This window comes from Mycobacteroides franklinii, from assembly GCF_001853795.1.
GTDB lineage: Bacteria > Actinomycetota > Actinomycetes > Mycobacteriales > Mycobacteriaceae > Mycobacterium > Mycobacterium franklinii.
Window position 1 is genome coordinate 508,156 of sequence record NZ_MLIK01000024.1, and the last position, 12,696, is coordinate 520,851.

Consider the following 12,696-nt stretch of genomic DNA (forward strand, 5'->3'; position numbering starts at 1 on the left):
CCATGGCGCGGCACGCCAGGGTCGACGCAGAGTTGGTGCGCCGCGGGCTCGCTCGTTCTCGTCAGCAGGCTGCTGAACTGATCGAGGCGGGCCGGGTCCGTATCGACGGCATACCTGCCGCCAAAGCTGCCACCGCGGTCCCCGCGACGGCTTCCCTTGTGGTGCAAGGGGAGTCCGAGGACCGCTGGGTGTCGCGCGGTGCCCACAAACTCCTCGGAGCTCTTGATGCCTTTGGGCCACAAGGACTTTCCGTCGACGACAAGCGATGCCTGGATGCCGGCGCCTCCACCGGCGGATTCACCGAGGTGCTGCTGCGGTCCGGCGCCCGCGAGGTGGTCGCGGCCGATGTCGGATATGGCCAACTGGCGTGGTCGCTGCAGTCCGACGACCGCGTCACCGTCCTCGATCGGACGAACGTCCGCACCCTGACGCCCGAATTGATCGGCGGCCCCGCGCAGGTAGTCGTCGCCGACCTGTCCTTCATCTCGCTCGCACTGGTGCTTGATGCCCTGATTTCTTGCGCCACATCCGATGCCGACATCCTGCCGATGGTCAAGCCTCAGTTCGAAGTGGGCAAGGAGCTCGTCGGTACCGGCGGCGTGGTGCGCGATCCGCAGTTGCGCGCCGATGCCGTCATCTCCGTCGCTCGTCGTGCCCAGTCTCAGGGCTGGTTCACCGCGGGTGTGACGGCCAGCCCGCTGCCGGGGCCGTCCGGAAACGTCGAGTACTTTCTGTGGCTGCGCACGAAAGATTCCGAGCTGGATGTCGAGGCAGCCGTCGCCGACGCCGTGTCTAGGGGACCTCAGTGAACGATCGTAAAATCCTTCTTGTCGCACACACCGGCCGCGATGAGGTGACTGAAACCGCCCGCCGTGTCGCGAAGATATTGGGGGAGAACGGCATAACGCTGCGGGTGCTCACCGCCGAGGCCATCGATCGCGGCCCCGTGCACTTGGACCCCGCCGAGTTCCGCTCCCTCGGTGTCGATGTGGAAGTCGTCGACGCCGATCAAGACGCCGCCACCGGCTGCGAACTGGTACTGGTCCTGGGCGGGGACGGCACCTTCCTGCGGGCCGCCGATCTCGCGCGCAGCGCTACCGCCCCCGTGCTCGGTATCAACTTGGGCCGCATCGGATTTCTTGCCGAGGTCGAGGCCGAGGCCATCGATGCGGTGCTCAATCACGTCGTGGAAGGCACCTACCGCGTCGAGACCCGGATGACGTTGGACGTTCAGGTCCGTATCGGCGGCGAGGTGAAAGAGCGCGGCTGGGCGCTCAACGAGGTCAGCATCGAAAAGGGTCCCCGGTTGGGCGTGCTCGGCGTGGTGCTGGAGGTGGACGCCCGCCCGGTCTCGGCGTTCGGATGCGACGGAGTACTCGTCTCGACGCCGACAGGATCAACCGCGTACGCGTTCTCGGCGGGCGGCCCGGTCGTCTGGCCTGATCTGGACGCGATCCTGGTGGTGCCCAACAATGCTCACGCCCTATTCGCGCGGCCCATGGTGATCAGTCCCGTGTCCACCGTCGCCGTCGAGATCGAAGCCGATGGGCACGACGCACTCCTGTTCTGTGATGGCCGCCGAGAAATCAGGGTGCCCCCAGGGGGACGCGTCGAAGTTGTGCGCGGCCATCAGCCGGTGCTGTGGGCACGCCTGGACAGCAAGCCTTTCGCGGACCGGATCGTCCGCAAGTTCCATTTGCCCGTCAAGGGCTGGCGGGGAAGGTAACCGTGCTCACCGAGATTCGCATCGAGTCCCTCGGCGCCATACCGGCCGCCACCGCGGAGTTCGACAGTGGGCTGACCGTGCTGACCGGCGAGACCGGCGCCGGCAAGACGATGGTGGTCACCAGCCTTCACCTGCTCGGCGGGGCGCGCGCCGACGCGAACCGGGTGCGGGCGGGCGCCGATCGTGCCGTGGTCGAGGGCCGATTCCTGACCGCCGATCCGCTGGGTGCCGAGCCTGCGGACGTCACCGAAGTGCTGGATTCCTCGGGGGCGCAACGCGACGACGACGGCAGCGTGATCGCCGCCCGGTCGGTGACCTCCGATGGCCGCTCGCGGGCATATCTTGGCGGGCGCAGCGTGCCCGCCAAGTCGCTGGCTAGCTTCACCGCGGGGCTGCTCACGGTGCACGGCCAGAACGACCAGCTGCGGCTGATGCGCCCAGAGCAGCAGCTCGCCGCCCTCGACAGGTTCGCGACGGAGAGCATCGAGGCGTTGCTCACCACCTACCGCAAACGGCGGGAGGAATGGCTCACCGCCCGGCGTGATCTGATCGATCGCACCAACCGTGCGCGTGAACTCGCCCAGGAGGCAGATCGCCTAGGGTTCGCGCTCAACGAGATCGATACGGTCGACCCCAAACCAGGGGAGGACGACCAGCTGACCGCCGACATACATCGGCTGTCCGAACTCGATGCCCTGCGTGATGCGGCGGCCTCGGCACATGGGGCGCTGGCCGGAGCCGACGAAGCCGACGGTGAATCGGATTCGGCAATCGATCGCATCGCGAAGGCCAAGGCGCTGCTGGATGCCACCGACGACGCGGCCCTGCAGGCGCTGGCGCCACAACTTGCCGAGGCGCTCGCGGTAGTCAGCGACGTCTCCCGCGAGCTGACCGCCTTCACCGACGAATTGCCCAGCGATGCGAGCACTCTCGAAGAGAAACTGGCCCGCCAGGGGCAGCTCCGCACGCTGACCCGTAAGTATGCCGCCGACCTCAACGGAGTGATCGCCTGGGCGCAGGAAGCACGCACCAGGCTCGCCGAGGTCGATACCTCCGAGGAAACGTTAGCCGCCCTCGCGCAACGCGTAGATCGGCTCGCCGGTGAACTGGCCACCGCGGCAACGGGTCTGACCAAGGCACGCACCAAGGCCGCCAAGGCATTGGGTAAGGCAGTCACCGCCGAGCTGGCCGGTCTGGCGATGGACCGCGCCGCGTTCACCATTGCCGTCGAGCCGATTCCAGCCCGGGCCGACGATTCGGCGCCGCTGACGCTGCCGTCCGGGCAGGCTGTGCACGCCGGATCATCGGGTATCGACGCCGTCGAGTTCGGGTTCGCGGCACATCGCGACAACCCCATGCTGCCGTTGGCCAAGAGCGCCTCCGGTGGCGAGCTGTCTCGCGTGATGCTGGCGCTGGAGGTGGTACTTGCCGCCTCGACGGCCGGCACCACCATGGTGTTCGACGAGGTCGATGCCGGTGTTGGCGGGCGCGCGGCCGTTCAGATCGGGCGACGATTGGCCAGGCTGGCTCATACCCACCAGGTGATCGTGGTGACCCATCTGCCGCAGGTGGCGGCATTTGCCGATATTCACCTCACCGTTGACCGTGTGAGCAGCAAAGGCAGCGGTGTCCGCCGCCTCGACGACGAGGACAGGGTCGCCGAGCTGGCCCGCATGCTTGCCGGTCTGGGCGACTCTGACACCGGCCGGGCGCACGCCCGCGAGCTGCTCGACGCCGCCCGCGCCGAGCGCGCCTAGTACTCACCCTCCGCACCCCACTCGAACAGGCAATATGCGCTATTCACGGCGATAAACCAGGGGTGCTGAAGTGACTAATGTGACAGGTGTTACGGCGCGCCTCCACAGGCTGGCCGGGGCTCGGCGTCATGATCACCCCTATGAACTTGACCACGATGCTCACTCGAAGCAGCAGCTCCCGGCCTGGCATCGTCGGAACGGTACGCACTGACAGGGACATCAACCGGCTGCTGCAGCGCCTCAACCCAGGCGATATTGCCGTCATCGACATCCTCGATCTGGACCGCATCACGGCGGACGCTCTGGTCGATGCGCGCGTCAGCGCGGTCGTGAACGTCTCACCGTCGATCTCGGGCCGCTACCCGAATCTCGGACCCGAGGTGCTCGTCGCCAACGGCATCACCCTCATCGACAGCATCGGGCCCGATGTCTTCAAGAAGGTCAAGGACGGCTCGACGGTCCGGGTGCACAACGGCGGCATCTACAACGGTGACCGCCGCCTCATCGCCGGAACCCCGCGCACCGACGCGGACGTCCACGATTTGATGACCGAGGCCAAAACCGGTCTCGTCGCCCACCTGGAAGCATTCTCGGGTAACACCATTGAGTTCATCCGTAGCGAAAGCCCGCTGCTGATCGACGGCATCGGCATCCCGGACGTGGATATCGATCTGCGCAACCGCCATGTTGTCGTCGTGTCCGATGGTGTTGGTGCCGCGCATGATTTGAAGAGCCTCAAGCCCTTCATCAAGGAGTACCAACCGGTTCTCATCGGCGTCGGGACCGGAGCTGACATCCTCCGCAAGGCCGGGTACCGGCCACTCATCGTGGTGGGGGACCCGCTGTTGATGAGTAACGACGTTCTGAAATCCGGTGCGCAGGTTGTTCTTCCCGCCGATGCCGACGGGCACGCCGCCGGCCTTGAGCGCATCCAGGACCTGGGGGTCGGTGCGGTGACCTTCCCGGCTGCCGGTTCAGCCGCCGACTTGGCGCTGCTACTGGCCGACCATCACGGGGCATCGCTGATCGTCACCGTGGGACATTCTGCATCGATCGAAGAGTTCTTCGATCGCGAACGCCAGCAGTCCAATCCGTCGACCTTCCTGACCCGGCTCAAGGTCGGCGCCAAGCTGGTCGATTCCAAAGCCGTTGCGACGCTGTACCGCAACCGGTTCTCCGGCGGGGCGATTGCCCTGTTGATCCTGGCGGTGCTGGTGGCGGTGATCACCATGCTGTGGGTCACCAGCGCGGGCGACAGCGCGGCCGAATGGCTGCTTGCCTACTGGAACCGGTTGACGATCTGGGTGCAGAACCTGGTCAGCTGAGCTACTCGTGATTACCCTACGTCAGCACGCGATATCTCTCGCTGCGGTTTTCCTTGCCCTTGCGGTGGGCGTCGTACTAGGTTCCGGTCTACTCAATGACACATTGCTTTCCGGTCTGCGCGAGGACAAACGCAGCCAGCAGCGGCAGATCGAAGACCTGAATCAGGCCAAGAACGCGCTCAACGAAAAGCTCAACGCGGCAAGTAATTTCGATTCCACCATGGCACCCCGCATGGTTAAGGATGCGCTGGTCGATCGCAAGGTGGTTCTGATCACCACGCCGGAGGCCGACCGCTCCGATGTCGACGGCATCGCCCAGCTCATCGCGACCGCCGGCGGCTCGGTATCGGGCCGGATCGGGCTGACCGATCAGTTCACCGACGCCAATCAGGGCGAACGGCTGCGCACCATCGTGAACTCGTCGATCTTGCCCGCCGGAACGCAGCTGCGCACCGATGCGGTCGACCAGGGATCGCAGGCCGGCGACCTGGTGGGCATCGTGCTGCAGGTGCCCTCGCATAAGCCAGACGAACCGGCACCTCCGGTGACCGATGAGCAGCGGAACACCGCGCTGTCGGCACTACGCCAGAGCGGATTCATCACCTACACCGATGGCCAGGTGACAGCGGGGAACCTCGCGGTGGTGGTGACCGGGGGAGCACTACCGGATGACGCCGGGAACAAGGGCTCCACCGTGGCGCGATTCGCCGCCGCATTGGATCGGCGAGGCTCGGGCACCGTGCTGACCGGGCGCAGCGGCTCCGCCAACGGCATCGCGGCGATCGCGGTGACCCGCGCCGACGGGTCCATGGCTTCCGCGGCGAGCACCGTCGACGATATCGAGATGGCCTCGGGCCGCATCACCGCCGTGCTGGCCCTGCGCGAACAGGCCGACGGGCACTCGGGCCGGTACGGACTTGGTCCGGGAGCTACTTCCATCACCGTCCCCTAAAAGGGATCTAGCCCACACCGCGCGGCGTGTTCGCCGCCGGTTGTCCGCGTATTTGTTAGGGTGAGGTTCCGTGGGTCAGCAGGGCCCCGAGCGAGTCAGAATTGCCCTGCAGCAGTCGTCACGGGAGCCTTCTTGCCAGGTCTACGCAAGCATCCTCAATCCGCCACTCGGCATCTGTTTGTCAGCGGCGGAGTCGCCTCCTCGCTCGGCAAGGGGCTAACCGCCTCCAGCCTCGGGCAACTTCTCACCTCGCGCGGTTTGCAGGTGACGATGCAGAAGCTCGACCCGTACCTCAACGTGGATCCGGGCACCATGAACCCGTTCCAGCACGGTGAGGTCTTCGTCACCGAGGACGGCGCGGAGACCGATCTCGATGTCGGACATTACGAGCGTTTCCTGGACCGCGACTTGTCCGGGTCGGCGAATGTCACTACCGGGCAGGTCTATTCGTCGGTGATCGCCAAGGAACGGCGCGGCGAGTACCTCGGCGACACCGTGCAGGTGATTCCGCACATCACCGACGAGATCAAGAGCCGCATCCTGGCCATGGCCGAGCCCAATGAAAAGGGAGAACGGCCCGACATCGTCATCACCGAGATCGGCGGCACTGTCGGCGATATCGAGTCGCAGCCGTTCCTTGAGGCGGCGCGGCAGATTCGCCATGACGTCGGCCGCGACAATGTGTTCTTCCTGCACGTCTCACTGGTGCCGTATTTGAAGCCGTCCGGCGAGCTCAAGACCAAGCCGACCCAGCACTCCGTCGCCGCACTGCGCAGCATCGGTATCACCCCCGACGCCTTGATCTTGCGCTGTGACCGGGAGGTGCCCGAACCACTCAAGAACAAGATCGCCCTGATGTGCGACGTCGACGTCGACGGTGTCATCTCCACGCCGGATGCGCCGTCGATCTACGACATCCCCAAGGTGCTGCATCGCGAGGAGCTCGACGCCTACGTGGTGCGTCGGCTGAACCTGCCCTTCCGCGACGTGGACTGGACCGAGTGGGGCGATCTGCTGCAGCGCGTCCACGAGCCCAGTGAGTCGGTGCGAATCGCCCTGGTGGGCAAGTACATCGACTTGCCCGATGCGTATCTTTCGGTCACCGAGGCGCTCCGCGCGGGCGGTTTCCGGCATCACACCAAGGTCGATATCAAGTGGGTGCCATCGGACGACTGTGAGACCGAGACCGGCGCGCAGACCGCGCTCGGAGATGTCGACGGGGTGCTGATTCCCGGCGGTTTCGGTATCCGGGGTATCGAGGGCAAGCTCGGCGCCATCCGGTACGCCCGCAAGCGGCGCATCCCGATACTCGGCCTGTGCCTTGGATTGCAGTGCATGGTGATCGAGGCGGCGCGGTCGGCGGGCCTCGCCGATGCCAACTCCGCCGAGTTCGATCCCGACACCCCCAGCCCGGTGATCGCCACCATGGCCGATCAGGTGCGGGCCGTCGCGGGCGAAGCGGACCTGGGCGGAACGATGCGCCTCGGCGCCTATCCCGCCGTCCTGGAGCCTGATTCCATCGTGGCCGAGGCGTACGGCAGCACCGAGGTTTCCGAGCGGCACCGCCATCGCTACGAGGTGAACAACCCTTACCGCGACAAGATTGCCGAGAGCGGCCTGCGGTTCTCCGGGACCTCGCCGGACGGGCACCTGGTGGAGTTCGTGGAATACCCGCGCGATGTCCACCCCTTCGCGGTGGCCACCCAGGCGCACCCGGAGCTCAAGAGCCGCCCCACCCGTCCGCACCCCTTGTTCAGCGCGTTTATTCGCGCTGCCATGGAATACAAAGCGGCCGAACGGCTTCCGCTAGGACCGGACACGGACCCTGACAGTGAGTAGCGGGACTTCCGGGGAGGGCGAACGCCACGAGTTCGTCACCCTGGAGTCCGAGCCCATCTATATGGGCGGCATTCTGGCGCTGCGCCGCGATCGGGTGGCCATGCCAGGGGGCGGTAGCGCCATCCGTGAGGTCATCGAGCACTACGGGGCGGTGGCGGTCGCCGCCATCGACGAGGTCGGCCGGGTCGCGCTGGTGTATCAGTACCGACACCCGCTCGGCCACCGTCTGTGGGAGCTACCCGCTGGACTGCTCGATATCGCGGGGGAGGACACCCAGCGGGCCGCCGCACGCGAACTGCTGGAGGAGACCGGCGTCGAGGCCACCACCTGGCGAGTGCTCGTGGATGCCGCCGCGTCACCCGGATTCACCGACGAGGTGGTCAGGGTGTTCCTGGCAACCGGGTTGTCGCACCCGGGCCGTGGGGAAAGCCATGACGAAGAGGCCGACATGACGGTGCACTGGGTGCCGCTGACCGAGGCGGTGTCCATGGTGCTCGCCGGCGAGGTGGTCAATGCCATTGCGGCGGCAGGCATTCTGGCCGCACACGTCGCGCTGCAGGGTCACCACACCCGCCCCGTGGACGCGCCGTGGCCGGACCGGCCCACGGCCTTCACCGAACGCAAGGAACGTAGTTGAACCGCGCGCTTGCCGCCGACTCTTCGCCTGAGGTGGGGGTACCTCCCGCTTGCGGGGGCCTCGTCGCGGGGCTCCTTGACGGCGAGATCCAGTCCTATCTGGATCACCTCGACGTGGAACGCGGCGTCGCCGCCAACACGCTCAGCTCGTACCGTCGGGACCTGCGCCGCTATCAACAGCATCTCGCCGATCGCAAGATCGGCCGGCTTGCCGACGTATCCGAACCCGATGTCAGCGACTTCGTGGTGACACTGCGGCGGGGTGACCCCGAGAACGGGGTACCGGAGCTGTCCGCCTCGTCGGCGGCCCGCGCGTTGATCGCCGTGCGGGGGCTGCACCGGTTTGCGGCCATCGAAGGGCTGGCACCGACCGATGTCGCTCGGGCCGTGAAACCGCCGACCCCCAATCGGCGGCTACCCAAGAGCCTGACCGTCGAGCAGGTGGAGGCGCTGCTGACCGCGGCGGGTGGCGGTATCGGCAGTGCCTCTGACGGGCCTCTCGATCTGCGCAACCGTGCGCTGCTCGAACTGCTGTATTCCACCGGTGCGCGCATTTCCGAGGCGGTGGGGCTCGATGTCGACGATGTGGATGTCCAGGCCCGTTCCGCGCTGCTCTGGGGCAAGGGCGGTAAGCAGCGGCTGGTGCCGGTGGGTCGGCCTGCTGTCGAAGCACTTCAGGCCTATCTGGTGCGGGGTCGTCCAGATCTGGCGCGCCGCGGACGTGGTGGTGTTCCCGCGCTGTTCCTGAACTCGCGGGGCGGGCGATTGTCCCGTCAGAGCGCGTGGCAGGTGTTGGCTGATGCCGCCGAGCGGGCCCAGATCAGCGCGGCGGTTTCCCCGCACACCCTGCGGCATTCCTTCGCGACACACCTCCTGGAGGGCGGTGCCGATGTCCGCGTGGTCCAGGAGTTGCTCGGCCACGCCTCGGTGACGACCACTCAGATCTACACGCTGGTCACGGTGAGCTCGCTGCGCGAAGTGTGGGCGGGTGCCCATCCCCGTGCCCGTTAGTGGCCGCCACATGGTCTTCACACAAGCTCCTCCGCGACCACATGCGCGGGTTGCCTCTACCGAAGGCCGCAACCCCACTAGACTTGCCCGAATGCCTTCGATAAGGCCCCCACAAGTGGGCGAGACCCCCAGCGTTCGCGCACAGGGTCGAGTAGATGACCGGGAGGTGACGTGACAGACGGCAGTCTCGACTCTGACTTCCCCGCCGAAGACGGCGACCTTGATCTGACCGGTCGTCCCCCCAAGGACATTCCCGAGCCGAAGCCGCTGACGACTCACGGGCCGGCGAAGGTCATCGCGATGTGCAACCAGAAGGGCGGGGTGGGTAAGACCACGTCGACCATCAATCTGGGTGCCGCGTTGGCCGGGTACGGCCGACGGGTACTGCTCGTTGACCTTGACCCGCAGGGCGCCCTGTCGGCGGGTTTGGGAATCGCCCACCACGAGTTGGAAACCACGGTGCACAACCTGCTCGTGGAGCCCAGGGTGTCGGTCGACGATGTGCTGATGCGCACCCGCGTCGAAGGGCTGGACCTGATTCCCAGCAACATCGACCTCTCTGCGGCCGAGATTCAGCTGGTCAACGAGGTCGGTCGGGAACACTCGCTGGCCCGGGCGCTGCACCCGGTACTGGACCGGTACGACTACGTGCTCATCGACTGCCAGCCGTCGCTGGGACTGTTGACGGTGAACGCGCTGGCCTGCTCCGAGGGTGTGGTCATCCCGATGGAATGCGCGTTCTTCTCGCTGCGCGGGCTGGCCTTGCTCACCGACACCGTGGCCAAGGTGCGTGACCGGCTCAACCCGAAACTGTCGGTGTCCGGCATCGTCATCACCATGTTCGATGCCCGAACTTTGCATGCGCGTGAGGTGATGGCCCGGGTCATCGAGGTGTTCGGCGACCAGGTCTTCCACACCGTCATCACCCGCACCGTCCGCTTCCCGGAGACGAGCGTGGCGGGGGAGCCGATCACCACGTGGGCACCTAAATCCTCCGGCGCACAGGCATACATCTCGTTGGCTCGCGAGGTAATCGACCGGTTCGAATCGTGACTGCTGGTGTGGACCAGGACCCGGATGTCGTCGAGACCGCTGCGGAGCCTGCGACGCCCGACGCCGCCCCGGTGCCGGCTGCCGCTGACGCGCGCGGTTTCCGAATTCGGCTCACGAACTTCGAGGGCCCGTTCGATCTGCTGTTGCAGCTGATCTCTCAGCATCGACTTGACGTCACCGAGGTGGCGTTGCACCAGGTGACCGACGAATTCATCGCGTATACCAAGACGCTGGGCGATACCTACAGCCTCGATGAGGTGACGGCCTTCCTCGTGGTGGCGGCCACACTGCTGGATCTCAAGGCGGCGCGGCTGCTGCCCTCGGGCCAGGTGGATGACAACGACGACCTGGCGCTTCTGGAAATCCGGGATCTGCTGTTCGCGCGGCTGCTGCAGTACCGGGCCTTCAAGCACGTGGCAGAGATGTTCGCCGAGTTGGAGGCTGCGGCCCTGCGCTCGTACCCCCGCGCGGTGGCGCTGGAGGAGCGCTTCAGCGAGCTGTTGCCGCCGGTGCACCTGGGGCTCGACGGGGATCAATTCGCCCAGCTCGCCGCCGGTGCGTTCAGCCCGCGACCGGTGCCGACGGTGGGACTGAGTCATCTGCATATTGCCCGTGTCTCGGTGCCCGAGCACGCCAAGCGGATGATCGAGCTGCTCGCCGAACGTGGCGCGGGACAATGGATGACGTTCACCGAGCTCGTGGCCGAATGCTCGGTGCCCCTCGAGATCGTGGCCCGCTTCCTGGGCGTGCTCGAGCTGTACCGCTCCAAGGCGGTACTATTCGAGCAATCCGAACCGCTTGGACCGCTCCAAGTTTCATGGACCGGTGAGCGCCCGGCGCAGGATGATCTAGAAAAGGCAGTGGACTACACATGAGCGAACAGACGATCGCTGTCGACGACCCGGAAGAGTCCACCGAACCCGACACCCCCGAGGAGTCCGGTCCACAGGAGTCCGTCGATGACGAATCGGGTGAGGTCGAATCAGCTGAGGACGAATTCGTCCCGATGGGCGAGGACGAGCTCATCAGCACCCTCGAGGCGCTGCTGCTGGTGGTCGACACACCCATCACCGCCGCATCCGTGGCCTCCGTCGTTGCCCAGCCGCTGGACCGCGTAGCCGAAGCGCTGCAACGGATTTCCGAGATTCTGACCGATCGCAGTAGCGGCATCGATCTGCGTGAAACCGCCGATGGCTGGCGCATGTACACGCGCGCCCGGTACGCCCCGTATGTCGAGAAGTTGCTACTCGACGGGACACGCTCCAAACTCACCCGCGCCGCGCTGGAAACCCTCGCTGTGGTGGCCTATCGGCAGCCGGTGACGCGATCACGTGTCAGCGCGGTCCGCGGTGTCAACGTCGACGCCGTCATGCGGACCCTGCTGATGCGCGGGCTGATTGCCGAGGCCGGTACCGACGACGACTCCGGTGCGGTGATGTTCCGCACCACCGAGCTGTTCCTGGAGCGGCTCGGGTTGACGTCGCTGTCCGACCTGCCCGATATCGCACCGCTCCTTCCCGATATCGATGTGATCGATGACCTATCCGAAAACCTCGGCGACGAGCCGCGGTTCGCGCGACTCAACCGGACGCCCGCCGACGGCGCTGGATCAGATGCCGCGCCCGCCTTTACCGTTGATCAGGACTGAAATCATGAGCGAAGAAGGTATTCGGCTTCAGAAGGTGTTGTCGCAAGCAGGAATTGCGTCACGCCGGGTGGCCGAGCGGATGATCTATGACGGTCGCGTCGAAGTCGACGGCGTGATCGTCACCGAGCAGGGCAAGCGAATCGATCCGGCTGTCAACGTCGTTCGGGTCGACGGAGCACGCGTGATCATGAACACCGACCTGGTGTATCTGGCGCTCAACAAGCCACTGGGCATGCTCTCGACCATGTCGGACGATCGCGGCCGCCCCTGCATCGGCAAGCTGATCGAGGAGCGTGTCCGGAGCAACCAGGGCGTCCGCAACGTGGGACGCCTCGACGCTGAAACCGTCGGACTGATCCTGCTCACCAATGACGGGGAGCTGACTCACCGGCTCATGCACCCGTCCTACGAGGTGCCCAAGACGTACATCGCGACCGTGGCAGGTTCGGTTCCGCGCGGCTTGGGCAGGCAGTTGCGCGACGGCGTCGAACTCGCCGACGGCCCGGCCAAGATCGACGAGTTCAAGTTCCTGGGCACCACCGACGGCCAGACCATGGTGCAGCTCACCCTGCATGAGGGCCGCAACCGCATTGTGCGCCGGATGATGGACGCCGTGGGCCACCCTGTGGTGGAGTTGGTGCGCATCAAGATTGGCGAGGTCACGCTAGGCAATCAGCGTCCCGGCAGCCTGCGCGCCCTGGGCCGCGATGAGATTGCCTCGCTCTACAAGATGGTGCGGCTGTGACGCG

The 12,696-nt window shown here is 66.0% G+C and carries 11 protein-coding genes and 1 pseudogene; all 12 read left to right on the top strand.

What is annotated here, in order from left to right; translation table 11 throughout:
* Positions 1 to 2 precede the first annotated feature (2 nt).
* The 12 genes and pseudogenes from BKG76_RS21870 to BKG76_RS21925 all read left to right on the top strand — a co-directional run bounded on the left by BKG76_RS21870 (position 3) and on the right by BKG76_RS21925 (position 12,692).
* Positions 3 to 809 carry a TlyA family RNA methyltransferase gene (locus BKG76_RS21870; RefSeq protein ID WP_070939782.1) on the top strand — a complete coding sequence of 269 codons (807 nt, stop codon included), beginning with the start codon at positions 3 to 5 and terminating at the stop codon, positions 807 to 809.
* Entirely contained in the window at positions 806 to 1,726 is a 921-nt protein-coding gene (locus BKG76_RS21875; RefSeq protein ID WP_070939783.1) for an NAD kinase, read from the top strand. Before BKG76_RS21870 ends, BKG76_RS21875 begins: the two co-directional genes overlap by 4 nt.
* Positions 1,727 to 1,728: 2 nt before the next feature.
* The gene (gene recN, locus BKG76_RS21880) at positions 1,729 to 3,483 is read left to right on the top strand and encodes a DNA repair protein RecN (protein ID WP_070939784.1); all 1,755 of its coding nucleotides are present in this window, start codon (positions 1,729 to 1,731) and stop codon (positions 3,481 to 3,483) included.
* 140 nt (positions 3,484 to 3,623) lie between these two features.
* A complete protein-coding gene (gene steA, locus BKG76_RS21885) occupies positions 3,624 to 4,808 on the top strand; it encodes a putative cytokinetic ring protein SteA (protein WP_070939785.1) in 1,185 nt (394 codons plus the stop codon).
* Between the two features lie 7 nt (positions 4,809 to 4,815).
* Entirely contained in the window at positions 4,816 to 5,760 is a 945-nt protein-coding gene (locus BKG76_RS21890) for a copper transporter (RefSeq protein ID WP_070939786.1), read from the top strand.
* 132 nt (positions 5,761 to 5,892) lie between these two features.
* Positions 5,893 to 7,569: pseudogene (locus BKG76_RS21895) on the top strand (CTP synthase); the annotation flags it as partial.
* Positions 7,570 to 7,591: 22 nt separating this feature from the next.
* Positions 7,592 to 8,236, top strand: coding sequence for an NUDIX domain-containing protein (locus BKG76_RS21900; RefSeq protein ID WP_083338166.1), 645 nt, complete (start codon positions 7,592 to 7,594; stop codon positions 8,234 to 8,236).
* A gap of 32 nt (positions 8,237 to 8,268) precedes the next feature.
* Entirely contained in the window at positions 8,269 to 9,246 is a 978-nt protein-coding gene (gene xerD / locus BKG76_RS21905) for a site-specific tyrosine recombinase XerD (RefSeq protein WP_070939788.1), read from the top strand.
* A 171-nt stretch (positions 9,247 to 9,417) separates the two neighbouring features.
* Positions 9,418 to 10,299, top strand: a complete 882-nt coding sequence (locus BKG76_RS21910) for a ParA family protein (protein WP_070939789.1) — start codon at positions 9,418 to 9,420, stop codon at positions 10,297 to 10,299.
* Positions 10,296 to 11,174: a segregation and condensation protein A gene (locus BKG76_RS21915; protein WP_083338167.1), complete on the top strand. Its 879-nt coding sequence runs from the start codon at positions 10,296 to 10,298 to the stop codon at positions 11,172 to 11,174. The genes BKG76_RS21910 and BKG76_RS21915 overlap by 4 nt, the downstream gene beginning before the upstream one ends.
* Positions 11,171 to 11,947, top strand: coding sequence for an SMC-Scp complex subunit ScpB (gene scpB, locus BKG76_RS21920; protein WP_070939790.1), 777 nt, complete (start codon positions 11,171 to 11,173; stop codon positions 11,945 to 11,947). The genes BKG76_RS21915 and scpB overlap by 4 nt, the downstream gene beginning before the upstream one ends.
* A 4-nt stretch (positions 11,948 to 11,951) precedes the next feature.
* Positions 11,952 to 12,692: a pseudouridine synthase gene (locus BKG76_RS21925; protein ID WP_070939791.1), complete on the top strand. Its 741-nt coding sequence runs from the start codon at positions 11,952 to 11,954 to the stop codon at positions 12,690 to 12,692.
* Positions 12,693 to 12,696 lie beyond the last annotated feature (4 nt).